Origin of the sequence: Reyranella massiliensis 521 (assembly GCF_000312425.1) — a bacterium.
In the GTDB taxonomy this organism is placed as follows: domain Bacteria; phylum Pseudomonadota; class Alphaproteobacteria; order Reyranellales; family Reyranellaceae; genus Reyranella; species Reyranella massiliensis.
The window spans coordinates 3704720-3721092 of record NZ_HE997181.1; the positions used below are offsets into that span (position 1 = coordinate 3704720).

At 65.5% G+C, this 16373-nt stretch carries 11 protein-coding genes and 1 pseudogene; 7 read left to right on the forward strand and 5 right to left on the reverse strand.

Annotated elements, in window-relative coordinates:
• Positions 1 to 19: 19 nt before the first annotated feature.
• Positions 20 to 667: a response regulator gene (locus BN60_RS18025; protein WP_020697519.1), complete on the forward strand. Its 648-nt coding sequence runs from the start codon at positions 20 to 22 to the stop codon at positions 665 to 667.
• On the opposite strand, the gene BN60_RS18030 is transcribed toward BN60_RS18025, so the two are convergent.
• Entirely contained in the window at positions 657 to 4094 is a 3438-nt protein-coding gene (locus BN60_RS18030) for a NahK/ErcS family hybrid sensor histidine kinase/response regulator (RefSeq protein WP_020697520.1), read from the reverse strand. The genes BN60_RS18025 and BN60_RS18030 overlap by 11 nt on opposite strands.
• Before the next feature lie 98 nt (positions 4095 to 4192).
• Between BN60_RS18030 and ettA the strand changes: the two genes are divergently transcribed.
• Positions 4193 to 5869 (forward strand): energy-dependent translational throttle protein EttA, encoded by a 1677-nt coding sequence (gene ettA, locus BN60_RS18035; protein WP_020697521.1) that lies wholly within the window; start codon positions 4193 to 4195, stop codon positions 5867 to 5869.
• On the opposite strand, the gene BN60_RS18040 is transcribed toward ettA, so the two are convergent.
• From BN60_RS18040 to BN60_RS18055, 4 genes are all read right to left on the reverse strand, one after another.
• Complete coding sequence (locus tag BN60_RS18040; protein ID WP_043284062.1) at positions 5866 to 6690, reverse strand: sugar phosphate isomerase/epimerase family protein; 825 nt, start codon at positions 6688 to 6690, stop codon at positions 5866 to 5868. The genes ettA and BN60_RS18040 overlap by 4 nt on opposite strands.
• 18 nt (positions 6691 to 6708) lie before the next feature.
• On the reverse strand, positions 6709 to 7530 hold the full coding sequence (gene cysE, locus BN60_RS18045; protein ID WP_043286079.1) for a serine O-acetyltransferase: 822 nt from the start codon (positions 7528 to 7530) through the stop codon (positions 6709 to 6711).
• A 120-nt stretch (positions 7531 to 7650) separates the two neighbouring features.
• Positions 7651 to 8238: an MlaC/ttg2D family ABC transporter substrate-binding protein gene (locus BN60_RS18050; RefSeq protein ID WP_020697524.1), complete on the reverse strand. Its 588-nt coding sequence runs from the start codon at positions 8236 to 8238 to the stop codon at positions 7651 to 7653.
• An 81-nt stretch (positions 8239 to 8319) separates the two neighbouring features.
• Positions 8320 to 9105 carry an MlaA family lipoprotein gene (locus tag BN60_RS18055; RefSeq protein WP_020697525.1) on the reverse strand — a complete coding sequence of 262 codons (786 nt, stop codon included), beginning with the start codon at positions 9103 to 9105 and terminating at the stop codon, positions 8320 to 8322.
• A 247-nt stretch (positions 9106 to 9352) separates the two neighbouring features.
• Between BN60_RS18055 and BN60_RS18060 the strand changes: the two genes are divergently transcribed.
• From BN60_RS18060 to BN60_RS29120, 5 genes and pseudogenes are all read left to right on the forward strand, one after another.
• On the forward strand, positions 9353 to 10333 hold the full coding sequence (locus tag BN60_RS18060; RefSeq protein ID WP_020697526.1) for an ArsR/SmtB family transcription factor: 981 nt from the start codon (positions 9353 to 9355) through the stop codon (positions 10331 to 10333).
• Entirely contained in the window at positions 10330 to 11244 is a 915-nt protein-coding gene (gene metF / locus BN60_RS18065) for a methylenetetrahydrofolate reductase [NAD(P)H] (protein WP_020697527.1), read from the forward strand. The genes BN60_RS18060 and metF overlap by 4 nt, the downstream gene beginning before the upstream one ends.
• A pseudogene (metH, locus tag BN60_RS18075) lies at positions 11241 to 14974 on the forward strand (methionine synthase). Before metF ends, metH begins: the two are co-directional and overlap by 4 nt.
• Positions 14975 to 15002: 28 nt before the next feature.
• Positions 15003 to 15725 (forward strand): sulfite exporter TauE/SafE family protein, encoded by a 723-nt coding sequence (locus BN60_RS18080; protein ID WP_043286093.1) that lies wholly within the window; start codon positions 15003 to 15005, stop codon positions 15723 to 15725.
• Between the two features lie 143 nt (positions 15726 to 15868).
• On the forward strand, positions 15869 to 16372 hold the full coding sequence (locus tag BN60_RS29120; RefSeq protein WP_020697531.1) for a DUF992 domain-containing protein: 504 nt from the start codon (positions 15869 to 15871) through the stop codon (positions 16370 to 16372).
• Position 16373 lies beyond the last annotated feature (1 nt).

Consider the following 16373-nt stretch of genomic DNA (forward strand, 5'->3'; position numbering starts at 1 on the left):
GCGCACAAAGTAGAAACCAATGGTTGAGGAAACGCTGTCCTTCCTGATCGCCGATGACCATCCAATGGTCCGCGATGCGCTGGTTTCCGCCCTTGCTCAGTCCTTTACCGGTGCGCATTTCAGCAGGGCAGGCACGCTCGGCCAGGTGCAGGTTGCCTTGAACAAGGAACCGGACACCGACGCCGTGCTGCTCGACCTCGACATGCCCGGAATGGACGGCCTTACCGGCCTTGCCCGCTTGCGCTCGGAACATCCGACCGTGCCGATCGTCGTGGTATCAGCACAGCGCGAGGCAGCGGTGGTGCGGCGTGCCTATGAACTCGGCGCTTCGGCGTACATCGACAAATCAGCCTCGCTCGAGGAGATCGCCGGCATCGTGCGCGCTGTCCTCGATGGCGAGATCTTCACGCCACCCGAGGCCGTGGCGGGCGATACCTTTGCCCAGCGCGCCGCGCAGCTCACCCCCCAGCAATGGCGCGTGCTGGCACTTATGGTCCAGGGCGACCAGAACAAGGTGATCGCCTACAAGCTGAGCGTTGGCGAGGCCACGGTGAAGGCGCATGTGACGGTGATCCTGCGCAAACTGGGGGTGCGTTCGCGCACCCAGGCGGTCATCGAGGCGAGAGGCCTCGCGCTTCCAACCGCCGCCGAGACGCTCAAGCCGTAAGACGACCGGCAGCCGATCTGCGCAGCCGCAGCAGCGCCCGGAGCGATGCCGGCTTCACCGGCTTGTGCAGCAGCTCGACCTGTCGCAGCCGCGCGCGCAGACGCAGGGTGGGTTCGCGGTCGGCCGTCACCAGTGCCGCCGGTACCATCCGGCCCCAGGCGGCCCGCATCGCTTCGACGACCTCAAGCCCATCCGGTCCCTCGTCGAGATGAAGATCGGCCAGCACCAGATCCGGCAACCGCCCGGCTTTCGCCACCGCCGCCAGCGCTTCGGCCTGCGTCGCCGCCGTCACGACGCGACAGCCCCAGCCGCCGAGAAGCATGGCCATGGCCTCGCGCACGCTCGCCTCGTTGTCGAGGCAGAGGACGAAGCTCTCGCGTTCGATCGAGAGGGCCGGTTGAGGTACCGGCGGCGGCAAGGGCGCGGCCACGACGGCGGCGACGCGCGGTACGGTGATGGAGAAGGTCGAGCCCTCTCCCGGAGCGGATGCCAGCCTGACCGACAGGCCGAGCATGCGGGCAATACGGTCGACGATGGCGAGGCCCAAACCCAGGCCCCGCTCCTCCCGCGGCTCGTCGTCCTCGGGATGAAGGCGCACGAATTCGTCGAAGATGATCGTCTGCTTGTCGGGATCGATACCCGGCCCGTTGTCGCGCACTTCGATGCGTAGCTCCTCGCCAACGCGGCGGCAGCCCAACAGCACGCGTGCCGGCCGGCCTTCGACCTGACCGTAGCGCAGCGCATTGGACAGGAAGTTCTGCAAGATACGGCGCAGAAAAGCCGGATCGGTATCGACGAAGGCACGAGTTGGCACCACCACCAATTCGACACCGTGACGGGCAGCCAACGGCGCAAAGGCAGTTGCGAGCGATTCAAACAGCGGCTGCAAAGCGAAGGCGCGTCTTTCCGGCTTGAAGGCACCGGCATCGAGCTTGGAGATGTCGAGAAGCGCATCGAGCAGCGATTCGACGGCGCCCAGGCTCGCATCGATCTTGCCGCTGAGGTCGTTCTCCGGCGCGCGATCGATCAGCGCCGCCGTGAACAGGCGTGCGGCGTGCAGGGGTTGCAACAGGTCGTGGCTGGCGGCGGCGATGAAGCGCGTCTTGCCGAGGTTTGCGGCCTCGGCTTCGGCGCGGCTGGCCTCCAGTTCGGCGGTGCGTTCGATGACGCGCTGTTCGAGCGTCTCCTTGGATTGGCGAAGTTGCCGGTCGCTGTCGCGCAGGGCCTCGGCGGTACGCACACGCGCCGTCACGTCGTTGCAGGTGGCGACGAAGCCGTCGCCGGGGAGCGGATCGAGCCGAAGCTCGATCACGCGGCCCTCGCGCGTGACGATCTCATGCGTCTGCGGCGTCTCCGGGCGACTGAGCAGCGCTACGACCTCGGCGGTCGCGCCGAACTCTCGCGGGGCGGCGCCGACGGCAACCGCATCGTCGTCGAGCGACAGGAGCGCGGTGAAGCGGTCATTGTAGATTTCGAGCCGACCTTCGCGATCGAAGGCGGCAATGCCCATGCCGACATGGTCGAGCGTGTTGCGCAGGATTTCGTAGTTGTACCGGATCGCCTCCGACGCCTCGTCGATGATGGCGCGGGCGCTGCGCGGCAACAGCCGGCCGCGTCGGCTGAACGCCGCAACGATGACGCGCGCCGATGCGGCACCCAACGTTCCCGACAACACGCGCTCCGTACGGGTCAGTGCCGCCTCGATCGACAGTTGTTCGCCGGCGAGCGCGCGGGCCGCACGCTCGACACCGACGAACCTCGCTAGAAGCTGGCGCAGCTCTTCGATGCGCGCCGCATCGGCCGGCGTCCGCAGCGCCGGCGCTTCGGGCTCGCCCACGATGTCCGCGCCCAGGACGAAGGCATCCGCCTGGACGCGGTCGCGGGCAATCGGACGGGCCAGCAGCGATACCACGACCAGCAAGGCCGTATTGACCAGGATGCCGACGATGAAGCCCTGACTCACCGGATCGAGGTCGGCGAGGAAGGGCGGCAGATAGGTCTTGAGCGGCACTTCGAGACCACGGCCCGTCTCCTGCTTGAGCGTTGGCAGCAGAAGCGCGTAGAGCCAGACGACGAAGCCTCCGGCCAGGCCTGCAACCACGCCGAAGCGATGTGCCCGCCGCCAGTAGAGGCCGAGGATCAGACCGGGTGCAAAGTTGGCGACGGCGCAGAAGGAAATCAGCCCGATCGAGGCGAGCGGCAGGTAGCCTGAGATGATGCGCTCGTAGGCGTAGCCCGCCATCAGGATCAGCACGACCGCGGCGCGGCGCACAAAGACGACGAGCGGCCCCATCTCCCGCGCCTCGCCGGCCCGCCGCCTCAGCAGGTAAGGCATGACCAGCTCGTTGCCGATCATGCCCGAGAGCGCCATGCAGGCCACGATGACCATCGAGGTCGCCGCCGACAGGCCGCCGATAAAGACGAACGCCGAAAGCCAGCTTTCGCCATGAACGAGCGGAAGCTTCAGCACATAGAGGTCGGGACTGATCTGCGGCCCGAGCAGCAGCAGGCCGCCCGCCGCAATCGGCACGACGAAGAGATTGATCAGGACGAGATAGACCGGAAACAGCCAGCGGGCCGTGCGCAGGCTCGCCGGATGCCCGTGCTCGACGACGGCGACATGGAACTGCCGCGGCAGGCAGAGGAAGGCCATGGCGGAGAGGATCGAGGTCACGATCCAGGTGAGCGGCGAGCCCTCGCGCGTGACCTGCTCCGCCAGCGCCGGCTGCTCGGCAAGCCGGCTCATCATGTCGGCTGCACCGTCGAACAGGAACCACAGCACGAACGGCCCGACCGTCAGCAGCGCCAGCAGCTTCACCACCGATTCGAACGCGATGGCCACCATCATGCCGCGGTGCTGCTCGGAGGCCTGCACGTTGCGGACGCCGAACAGGATGGTGAACAGCGCCATCAACGCCGCCACGATCAACGACGTATCGGTATGGACCACGCCGCCGGGTTGCCCGTCGACCCAGGATTCAGACGCCGCAATCGTGCGGAACGAAGAGGAGACCGCCTGGAGCTGCAGCGCGATGTAGGGCAGCACGCCGATCGTGGCGAACAGCGTGGCGGTGACGCCGACGGCCCGGCTCTTGCCGTAGCGCGAGGCCAGAAAGTCGGCAATAGAGGTCACATTGTGCTGCTTGGCCAGGCGCACCATCTTGCGCAGCAGCGGATAGCCCAGGGTCACGACCAAGGCCGGGCCGGTATAGATCAGGATGAAGTCGATGCCCGAGGTCGCCGCCCGACCGACCGCGCCGTAGAAAGTCCAGGAAGTGCAGTAGATCGCCAGCGACAGCCCGTAGACGGCGGGGGCGACCGAGCTTGCCGACCAGTCGCGCGCATACCGATCGCCGAAATAGGCCACGGCGAACAGCAGGCCGAGATAGGCCAAGGACAGGGCCAGAACGGTCGGTTCTGCCAGCATGCGTGCGCGTTTCCCCCGGTATCATTGAACAGAAACTGCCGGGCCGCTACAAGGCTCGCCTTCCCTGTCCGTCCCGTTTGTCCGTCAGGAGCGCCCCAATGGCTGCGTATCAGTACATCTACGTCATGAAGGGTCTGAACAAGACCTATCCGGGCGGCAAGCAGGTGTTGAAGGATATCTGGCTGTCATTCCTGCCCGGCGCCAAGATCGGCGTGCTGGGTCTTAATGGCTCGGGCAAGTCGAGCCTGCTGCGGATCATGGCCGGCCAGGACGACAATTTCACCGGCGAGGCCTGGGCTGCCGAAGGCGTCAAGATCGGCTTCCTCGAGCAGGAGCCGCAGCTCGACCCCAACAAGGACGTGCTGGGCAACGTCATGGACGGCGCCGGCGACATGGCCAGGATGCTGGCGCGCTTCGAGGAGGTGTCGAACGCCTTCTCCGACCCCGACGCCGACATGGACAAGCTGATCGCCGAGCAGGCCGACCTGCAGGAGAAGATCGACGCCGGCAATGGCTGGGACCTCGGCCGCACCGTCGAGATCGCCATGGACGCGCTGCGCTGCCCGCCGTCGGACGCCGCCGTCGACAAGCTGTCGGGCGGCGAGCGCCGCCGCGTCGCCCTGTGCCGCCTGCTGCTCTCCAAGCCCGACATGCTGCTGCTCGACGAGCCGACCAACCATCTCGACGCCGAGTCGGTGGCCTGGCTGGAGCGCCATCTTGCGGAGTTCCCCGGCACCGTCGTGGCCGTGACCCACGACCGCTACTTCCTCGACAATGTCGCCGGCTGGATCCTCGAACTGGACCGCGGCAGTGGCATTCCCTGGGAAGGCAACTACTCCTCCTGGCTGAAGCAGAAGGACAAGCGCCTCGAGCTGGAAGAAAAGACCGCCGACGCCCGCCGCCGCACCATGCAGCGCGAGCTGGAATGGATGGGCACCAGCCCGTCGGCGCGGCGCTCCAAGAGCAAGGCGCGTATCGCGGCCTATAACCAGATGGTCGAGGAGGAGCAGAAGGCGACGCTCGACACGGCGCAGATCGTCATTCCGGCTGGCCCGCGGCTCGGCGATCACGTCATCACGGCCGAAGGCATCTCCAAGGGCTTCGGCGACCGGCTGCTGATCGACAACCTCTCCTTCAACCTGCCGCCGGGTGGCATCGTGGGCGTGATCGGCCCCAACGGCGCGGGCAAGACCACGTTGTTCAAGATGATCACCGGCCAGGACAAGCCCGACAGCGGCACCTTCTCGGTCGGCCCGACGGTGAAGCTGGGCTATGTCGACCAGAGCCGCGAGACGCTCGATCCCAACAAGACGGTGTGGGAGGAACTCTCGGGCGGCCTCGACATCATCAAGCTGGGCAACCGCGAGATTTCCAGCCGCGCCTATTGCGGCTCGTTCAACTTCAAGGGCGCGGACCAGCAGAAGAAGGTGGGCCAGCTCTCGGGCGGCGAACGCAACCGCGTCAACCTCGCCAAGATGCTGAAGTCAGGCGCCAACGTGCTGCTGCTCGACGAACCGACCAACGATCTCGACGTCGATACCCTGCGCGCGCTCGAAGAGGCGCTGGTCGACTATGCCGGCTGCGCCGTCATCATCTCCCATGATCGCTGGTTCCTGGATCGTATCGCCACCCACATGCTGGCCTTCGAAGGCGACAGCCATGTCGAGTGGTTCGAGGGCAACTACCAGGACTACGAGGCCGACAGGCACCGCCGCTTCGGCACGGATGCCGACCAGCCGCACCGCATCAAGTACAAGCCGCTGGTGCGCAGCTAGACGAAGGCTCTCCCAAGAGCATGGCGAGTGGCCTCGACGCCCTCGCCCGCTACGTCGGCTGCATCGCGCGCCCAATGTGCAGGATTGGGCGCTTCGTAGCTCAGATAGCCGCCGTAACCCTTGGCTGCGAGTGACTGGAAGAGGTCACTCCAGCGCACGATACCTTTACCGGGCGGCAATCGATCAGTCGGCGGCACGCCATTGGGCGGCGCATCGGGAACGTCGCTGAACTGCACGTAGAAGATCTCCGAACCCGGCACCTCGTCGAAGCCCCGTCCAGGCCGACCGCCACGTTGCAGATGATAGGCATCGAGCAGCAATCCCACGCTCGACTGGCCGGCGCGTGCGATGAGATCCCGCAGGATGTCGAGGTTGCGCACGATCGGGTGCTGGAACTGATATTCGAGCGCCAGCCGAAGGCCGTGGCGCGCCGCGATCTCGCCGGCGCGTCGGACATTCGCCACGCCTTCGTCGAACGGCGCAGTCCCAGGGCCAATGCCGCTCATCACGGTCGCACAACCAAGGGCGACCGCGTTTTCGCAGGCTTCCTCCAGGGACGCGAACAGACGCTCGCGCTCGTCCGTTGCGGCGAAGGTCCAGCCATACTCCGCGCCGACGGCACTGACCTTCAGGCCGCTGTCCCGCACCAGCGCGAGGACGGCGTCAGTCGGCAGGCCGCGATCGTGGCAGCGCTTGAAGTCGACCCGGCGCAGCTCGACGGCATCGAAGCCCGCGGCCTTGGCGGCCCGGAGAGCCGCTTCGAGCGGCGTGGTATCGATTGTCCAGAGATGGAGCGCGAGGCCCGCGAAGCTATGCGCCACCTTGCTCCCCAAGTCGGATCAGATCCGCTGGTCCATCTCCAGCGCCGGCTCCGGCACGTCGACGCAACCGATGATGCGCGCGGGCACGCCGGCCGCCGTGCAGCCGGCCGGCACGGGATCGAGCACGACGCTGCCTGCCGCGATCTTGGCGCAGGCGCCGATCTCGATATTACCCAGCACCTTGGCACCGGCGCCCAGCAACACGCCGCGGCGGACCTTGGGGTGGCGGTCGCCGCGCTCCTTGCCCGTACCGCCCAAAGTCACGCCATGCAGCATGGAGACGCCATCCTCCACGACGGCGGTCTCGCCGATCACCACGCCGGTACCGTGATCGATGAAAATGCCCTTGCCGATCACGGCGCCGGGATGGATGTCGAGTGCGAAGAGCGCACTGGCGCGACTCTGAAGATAGTGCGCAAGCGCCTGGCGGCCCTGCCCCCAGAGCCAATGCGCTACCCGATAGGTCTGCAGGGCATGGTAACCCTTGAACCAGAGCAGCGGATCGAGATGGGACGTGCAGGCGGGGTCACGCTCGGCGACGGCCATGATGTCGGCGCGCGCGGCGAGCCCGATGCCCTGATCGGCCGTTAACGCCTCGTCGAAAGTCTGGCGGATCAGCGCTGCCGGCACCTCGGTCGTGCCCGTGAGCCGGGCCAGATGATAGCTCAGCGCATTCTCGAACTTGGGCTGGCTCAAAATCGTGGCGTGGAGCGTACCGGCCAGAACCGGCTCTGCGGCGGCAACCGCCGCGGCGGCCTCGCGGATCCGTCCCCAGACCGGATCGACCGTCCTCAGCTCCGTCGGATTGACGGCCGCATTCTTGGCAACTGCGCTGTCCATGGCGCTCTCCTTCGCTTCGCGACCGTCCCGATGGTCTGCAAAGCGATCGATTACGCCCCCCTGCGGAAAGACTACGTCGAACACACTACAGACGCAAATTCGACCCCACCTCTCCGGGGATCAGCGGGCGGCCCGGGCTTCCAGCTCCTGAACCAGGGCATCCACCTTGCCGCCGTGGTTCTGGATGTAGGAATTGAAATCCGAACGTCTAGTCATGACCATGCTGACGCCCTCGACCTTCACGTCGGTGATCCGGTCGTTGCGGACTTCCCATTCGAGCTTGATCGGCTGGCCACTGGTCTGGCTCAGCCGGCTGTCAACGATCGACACGCCATTGGCGCGCGGCGTCACCTTGCCGATCGTCAAGGTCTGCCCGCCATACTGGCCAAAGCGCTCGCTGTAGGCACGGGCTTCGGCGGTGGCGACAGCCTTGAGGAAGCGCGCGCGCTGATCCTCGGTGGCCTGGTTCCAGTGCGTGCCGAGTGCAAAACGGCCCATGGCCGGCAGATCGAACTTGGTCTGCAGCACTTGCAGGATCGCCGCTTGCCGAGCGGCGCCAGTCTTGGTCTTCACAATGTCGATCACTTGCTGGGCCGTGCCCTGCACGAGCTGCACGGGGTCGGCTGCGAGGGCAGGCCAAGCCACGCCGGCAACGACGGCAGCGGCGGCAAGGCGAAGGACGTCACGACGACAGGCGAGCAGTGGCACCGTTCGCTCCATGGAAGGAATGAGGGGGGAAGAAGTCTTAGCCCAGGCGCGGCTTCAGCGCACCAGCGTCCGACCGGCCCGTTATTTGACCAGCGACAGATTTTCGCGGCGCTCCAATTCGCTCTTGGTATCGGTCTTCTCGCGCTTCTGGCGGATCGCATCTGCGCGATTCTGAGTGTAGGCCGAACGAAGGGCCGCGTAGTAATCGAGACTGTTCCTTTCAAGATCATCCAGCGCAAAGATCGTGCGCGAGCGATAGTCGACGACGTTGGCGCCATAGCGCGCCGCCTGCCAGGCATCCCAGTTGTTGCCAGCAAGATTGAACGTGAGGATACGGAACGGATCGACGAGGTAGTCCATCATCATGCCGGTTCCGTCACGTGCGTTGGACGGGCCAACGACCGGCAGCACGAGATAGAAGCCGCCATTCTCGGGTTCCACGCCGGCCCACATGCCGATCGTCTTGCCGGCATCTTCCTTGGTACGCTCCAGGCCGAAGCTGCTGGCGACATCGAAGAGACCGGCCAGACCGATCGTCGAGTTCACCAGGAAGCGCGCCACGGTGGTCGCAGCACGGCTCGGATCGCCCTGGAAAACCTCGTTGATGGCGGTAACCGGCTCGCCGAGATTGTCGAGTGCATTGCGGACCGACGTCTGCGCCCGCTCTGGCACGAGATCGCGATACATCACTGCAAGCGGCCGCAACGCAATGATGTCGACGGCGCGATTGATGGAGAAGATGAAGCGATTGGGTGTTTCTATCGGGTCCCAGACCTCGGTTGCGCCAGTATCGCCGCTCGCACAGCCCCCGACGAGACCGCCGCACAGCGCAAACGCAACAACCGATCGGCGGATGCTTGCGGCCATGGCTCTCCTCACACCGTCGATCATACACACAACCCAGAATTCATTCCGTTAGCCCCGAGGCACCGGCCCTCGGAAGCGGGCGGCCCAGGGAGCGCACTGTTAAACAGTGTTGCACACGCTCGCTACGCTTTGAAGGCCCCCCAAAAGACACAGTTGTATCGTGACGCCCGCGCCACAGTTTCCACCCCGATACAATCAATGCTTTTTGATGTTGCACACATAAAGATATGCTTATATTCTTCATTCTATGGACCATTTGCTTGCCCTGCTGCGTGCAGCCGCCGAGGACACGCGGCTGCGCATTCTGGCGTTGGCGGCCCGCGAGGATCTGACGGTCAGCGACTATGTGCATGTGTTGGGGCAGAGCCAGCCGCGTGTCTCTCGCCACCTGAAGCTCCTGGTCGAAGCCGGCCTGCTGGAGCGTTTCCGGGAAGCCCAGTTCACGCGCTTCCGGCTGGCGCCGAGTGGCGAGGACGCCGCCCTGGTCCATGAGTTCGTCCGCCGCCTCGATCCGAAGCACCCCCGAATTGCCGCCGACCGCGCCCGTCTCGATGCGCTGCAGCAGCGCCGCCAGACCGCTGCCGTGCGCTTCTTCCGCGATAACGCCCAGCGCTGGGACGAGCTGCGTGCCCTGCATGTCGCGGACCGGGAGATCGAGCGCGCCCTCGCCCATCACCTGCCGCTCAGCGCCCGCCGCCTCCTCGATATCGGCACCGGCACCGGCCGGTTGCTCGAAGTGCTGGCGCCCAAGGTCGAACAGGCCGTTGGCGTCGACCAGTCGCGCGAAATGCTGGCGCTGGCCCGCGCCAACCTCGCGCGCGCCGGCATCGACAATGCCGACATCCGCCAGGGCGACATGTATGCCCTGCCCTTCGAGGCCGACAGCTTCGATGTCGTGACCATTCACCACGTGCTGCACTATGCCGACGATCCTGCCGCTGCCCTTTCCGAGGCCGCGCGCGTCGTGCGTCCGGGCGGGACGGTGCTGGTGGTCGATTTCTCGCCGCACGACCTCGTCGAGTTGAAGCGCGAGCATGCCCATGTCCATCTCGGCTTTGCCGACAACCAGGTACAGGGCTGGCTGCGCAGCGCCGGCCTCAACCCGCTGGAGCCGATCCACTTCCCCGGCCGGCGCTTGATGACCGGCATCTGGCGCGGCGAGCGCGAGTTGCCGGCCCGCACCGCCGCACAGCCCGCCATTCTTCCTGCCCATGGAGTTTCCCGATGAGCCCCGACACGGGTCCGCTCAGCACGAGCGCCAATGTTGCCGAATTTCCTGCGCGGGCACCGCAGCGTCTGGCAGTCTCCTTCGAATTCTCTCCGCCCCGGACCGAGGCGGCGGAGCGCACGCTCTGGGAGACGGTGAGCCGGCTGACGCCGCTTCACCCCGCCTTCTTCTCGGTAACCTACGGTGCGGGCGGATCGACGCGTCAGCGCACGCATGAAACCGTTGCCCGCCTGAAGTCCGAAACCGGCATCGATGCCGCCGCCCATCTCACTTGCGTCGCCGCGACCCAGGGCGAGATCGACGATGTCGCCCGTGCCTATTGGGATGCCGGCATCCGCCACATCGTGGCGCTGCGCGGCGATCCGCCGGGCGGCATGGGCGGCAAGTACAGCGTCCATCCGGGCGGCTATGAAAACGCCGCCGCTCTGGTCACGGGCCTGAAGAAGATCGGACCGTTCCAGATCAGCGTCGCGGGCTATCCCGAAAAGCATCCGGATTCGGCCGACGCCAAGGCCGACCTTGAGAACCTGAAGCGCAAGGTCGATGCCGGCGCCGATCGGTGCATCACTCAGTTCTTCTTCGAGGCCGACGACTTCCTGCGCTTCCGCGACAACGCCGCGGCGGCCGGCATCCATGTGCCGATCGTGCCGGGCATCATGCCGGTCACGAACTTTCAGGGCATCACCAAGATGGCGGGCCTCTGCGGCTCGAAGGTGCCGGCCTGGCTCGCCAACCTGTTCGATGGGCTCGAAGACGATCTCGAGACGCGCCGCATGATCGCCGCCACGGTGGCGGGCGATCTCTGCCGCCGCTTGCAGGGCGAAGGCGTCGAGCAGTTCCATTTCTACACGTTGAACCGTGCGGATCTCACCTTTGCGATCTGCCATCTGCTGGGAGTACGTCCGCGATGACACGGGCAGAGAAAGCCGAACAGCTGCGCGAGATCGGCAGCGAACGCATTCTGATCAAGGATGGGCCCTATGGCTCGATGATCCAGAGCTATCGTCTGGACGAGGCAGGCTATCGCGGCGGCCCCCAGTTCAAGGATAAGCTCGGCAACCACGACCAGAAGGGCAACAACGACCTTCTGAACCTGACGCGTCCGGACGTCATCTCCGAGATCTGCAACGCCTATCTCGATGCCGGCGCCGATATCGTGGCGACCAACACCTTCAATGCCAATTCGATCAGCCTGTCGGACTACGGCATCAGCGGCATGGCGCGCGAGATCAATCTTGCAGCCGCCAGGCTGACGCGCGCCTGCGCCGATGCCGCGACCGCTCGCGATCCGGCAAAGCCGCGCTTCGTCGCGGGCGCCCTCGGCCCGACCAACAAGACTCTCTCCGTCTCGCCCAACGTCAACGACCCCGGCTATCGCGCCGTGACCTTCGACGAGGTGAAGAACATGTACCGCGAGCAGATCGACGGCCTGCTCGACGGCGGCGTCGATTTCATCCTGGTCGAGACCGTATTCGACACGCTGAACGCCAAGGCGGCCCTCGTGGCGGCCGACGAAGCCGGCGAAGCGCGCGGCGAAGTGCTGCCGGTCATGGTCTCCATGACCCTGACCGACCTTGCGGGCCGCAACCTCTCGGGCCAGACGGTCGAGGCCTTCTGGCACTCGGTGCGGCATGCCAAGCCGATCACCATGGGCCTGAACTGCAGCTTCGGCGCCACCGAACTCCACCCCTATGTGCAGGCGCTGAACCCGCAGGTCGACAGCATGCTCTGCGTCTACCCCAATGCCGGCCTGCCCAACGAGCTGGGCGCCTACGACGAACCGCCGGAGATGACCGGCAAGCTGGTTCGCGGCTGGGCCGAGAACGGCTGGCTGAACGTGGTCGGCGGCTGCTGCGGCACGACGCCCGGTCACATCAAGGCGATCGCCGAGGCGGTCAAAGGCGTGAAGCCGCGCACATGGCAAGTGTTGCCGCCGGCGCTACGTCTCTCCGGAATGGAAGCAGCGAGTTTCTTCTGATGTCCCAAGATAACACCCGAGACAACGATATCGAGGCCCCGGTTGGGCCGCGCGCGACCTTCATCAACATTGGTGAGCGCACCAACGTCACCGGATCGGCCAAGTTCAAGAAGCTGATCCTGGAAGGCGACTACAACGCGGCCGTCGAGGTCGCCCGCCAGCAGGTCGAAAGCGGCGCGCAGATTATCGACGTCAACATGGACGAAGGCCTGCTCGATGCCGAGAAGGCGATGGACACCTACCTGAAGCTGATCGCTTCGGAGCCCGATATCGCCAAGGTGCCGATCATGATCGACAGCTCCAAGTGGAGCGTGATCGAGGCCGGCCTGAAGTGCGTCGCCGGCAAGCCGATCGTGAACTCGATCTCCATGAAGGAAGGCATCGAACCCTTCATCGCCCAGGCCCGCAAGGTGCGCCGCTACGGCGCCGCGGTCGTCGTCATGGCGTTCGACGAGAAGGGCCAGGCCGACACCAAGGAGCGCAAGGTCGAGATCTGCGCCCGCGCCTACGACATCCTGGTGAACCAGGTCGGCTTCCCGGCCGAGGACATCATCTTCGACCCCAATATCTTCGCGGTCGCCACCGGCATCGAGGAACACAACAATTACGGCGTCGACTTCATCGAGGCCACGCGCGAGATCAAGAAGCGCTGCCCGGCCGCCAAGATCTCCGGCGGCGTCTCCAACCTCTCCTTCGCCTTCCGCGGCAACGAGCCGGTGCGCAAGGCGATGCACTCCGTGTTCCTCTACTATGCCATCCAGGCAGGCATGGACATGGGTATCGTCAACGCCGGCCAGTTGGAGGTCTACGACCAGATCCCACAGGAACTGCGCGATGCTTGTGAGGACGTGATTCTCAACCGCAATCCCAATGCGACCGAGCGGCTTCTCGAGCTGGCGCCCAAGTACAAGGGCACCGGCGAGGTCGTCGAGACGCAGGACGCGGAATGGCGTAGCTGGCCGGTCGAGAAGCGACTGGAGCATGCACTGGTCAAGGGCATGGACCAGTTCGTCGTCGCGGACACGGAGGAGGCGCGTCTGCAGATCGCGCGGCCGATCGAGGTAATCGAAGGCCCGCTGATGGCCGGCATGAATGTCGTCGGCGACCTCTTCGGGGCCGGCAAGATGTTCCTGCCGCAGGTCGTGAAGAGCGCCCGCGTGATGAAGAAGGCCGTGGCGCATCTCCTGCCCTATATCGAGGCGGAGAAGTCCGAGGGCGCTCGCTCCAAGGGCAAGATCGTCATGGCGACGGTCAAGGGCGACGTCCACGACATCGGCAAGAACATCGTGGGCGTGGTCCTCCAGTGCAACAACTTCGAGGTCATCGACCTCGGCGTCATGGTGCCGTTCCAGGAAATCCTGAAGTCGGCCAACGACAACAAGGCCGACATGATCGGACTCTCCGGCCTGATCACGCCGTCGCTCGACGAGATGGTGACCGTGGCCGAGGAAATGACCCGTCAAGGCTTCAAGGTGCCGCTGCTGATCGGTGGCGCCACGACGTCGAAGGTCCATACGGCACTGCGTATCGCGCCGCGTTACGAGGGCACGACGGTGCATGTGCTCGACGCCTCGCGTGCAGTCGGCGTCTGCCAGGCGCTGGTTTCCGAATCGGGCGACCAGGCAAATGAGTTCGCCCAGAAGGTCGCCGCCGAATACGAAGCGATTCGCGTGGAACGCGGCGACAAGCAGAAGGACAAGGTGGCGACGCTCGAAGCGGCGCGCGCCAACAGCTACCAGATCGACTGGTCGGCCTACACGCCGCCCAAGCCTGCGATCACCGGCACGCGTGTCTTCGCCGAGTACCCATTGCACGAGCTGATCGAACGCATCGACTGGACACCGTTCTTCCGCGCCTGGGAGCTGGCCGGCACCTATCCGTCGATCCTCGAAGACAAGGTGGTGGGCGAAAGCGCCAAGAAGCTCTATGCCGACGCCCGCAAGATGCTGGACCGCATCGTTCGCGAGAAATGGCTGACCGCCAAGGGTGTCGTCACCTTCTGGCCGTGCCGCCGGGACGGCGACGATGTCGTGCTCTACACCGACGAAAGCCGGACCAAGGAGCTGTCGCGTCTCTACTTCCTGCGTCAGCAGATCGAGAAGCGGTCGGGCCGCGCCAACATGTGCCTTGCCGATTTCATCTCGCCTGAAGCCGACTGGATCGGTGGCTTTGCCGTCACGGCGGGCCATGGGATCGAAGAACACCTCGCCCGCTTCCGGGCCGACCACGACGACTATTCCGACATCCTGCTGAAGGCGCTGGCCGATCGTCTCGCCGAAGCCTTCGCGGAGCGTCTGCACGAGCGCGTGCGCAAGACGCTGTGGGGCTACGCGCCCGACGAAGCCCTCAGCAACGACGACCTGGTACGCGAGAAGTACCGCGGCATCCGGCCGGCGCCAGGCTATCCCGCCTGCCCCGACCACAGCCAGAAGCCCGAGCTCTTCCGTCTACTGAATGCGGGTCAGAATGCCGGTATGACCCTGACCGAGAGCTTCGCCATGATCCCGATCTCGGCGGTCTCTGGCTATTACTTTGCCCATCCCGAGGCACAGTATTTCGGCGTCGCCCGTATCGGTGCCGACCAGGTCGAGGACTATGCCAAGCGCCGCGGTGTCACGATCGAACAGGCGCAGAAATGGCTGAGGCCGAACATCGGGTACTGATCGCGGCCGGGAGCATGCCGCCGGCATGCTGACCTATGCCCTCGTCCTTGCGGTCGGACTGATCGCAGGGATCGTCAGCGGTATCGTCGGCACCGGCGCGACGGTCATCCTGCTGCCGGTTCTGGTGTTCGCCTTCGGGCCGCGCGAGGCCGTGCCGATCATGACGGTCGTGGCGTTGATGTCGAACTTCGCCAAGATCACCGCCTGGTGGCGCGAGATCGATTGGCGTGCCTGCGCCGCCTATGCGCTGGGCGGCATTCCGGCCGCCGCACTTGGCGCCCGCACTCTGCTGGTGCTGCCGGAACAGACCGTCGACCTGGCCCTGGGCTTCTTCTTCCTTGCGATGGTTCCGGGCCGCCACTGGCTCGCCGCCCGCAACATGGTCCTGGGATATGGAGGCATGGCCCTGGCGGGCGCCGTCATCGGCTTCCTCACCGGCATCGTCGTCTCGACCGGACCACTTAGCGTTCCGGCCTTCGCCGCGCACGGGCTGGTGAAGGGCGCGTTCATCGCGACGGAAGCCGCGGGATCGCTGGCGCTCTACATCAGCAAGGCCGCCACCTTCCAGCACTTCGGCGCACTGCCCACGGACATCCTGATCAAGGGCCTGATCTCGGGATCGTCCGTCATGGCCGGCACCTACATCGCCCGCATGGTCGTCGAACGGCTGAGCACCAGGGTCTTCCAGCGCCTGCTCGATATCGTCATGGCCGTGGCGGGGCTGGTGCTCCTGGCATCGGCCTTCCGTTAGGTCCCGAGAGGCCGACACCCCTTCGGCGGGTGGGACTTTCCGCCAACTCCTGAAGCCCGGTTGTATATCCCCATCGACTAGCGCCGATGCGAGCAGCATTGCAGCGGGGTTCTGTGCCATAGTCCCGGCCGTAAGGAGACCTCATGAACAGACTCGTAACAGCCGCCACGGCGGTGACTCTCGCATTGACCGCCGGCGCCTGCATGCAGCAGTCGTCCCCCCAGCAACTCAACACAACCAACGCCAACTCCCGGATCTACATCGGCGCGCTCAGCTGCAACGTGGCCGGCGGCACGGGCTACGTCCTGGCCTCGAGCAAGACCATGGAATGCGTCTTCCTCGACAGGAACGGCCAGTCGGCCGAATACAGCGGCACGATCAACAAGGTCGGCATCGACATCGGCTACACCAAGGCCGTGCACACCGTGTGGCGTGTCTACTCGCTGGGATCCGACCGGAAGGCGAACCAGTTGAGCGGCACCTATGTCGGCGAGCAGGGCACCGTCGCGGCCGGCGGCCAGGCCGGCGGCAACTGGATCTTTGGCGGCCCCAACGCCGAGATCGGCATGGTCGCCTCGGGCATCGTGAAGGATGCGGGCTACAACCTCGCGACCGGCATCGCCGAAATGTCGCTCAAGCTCAAGTAGG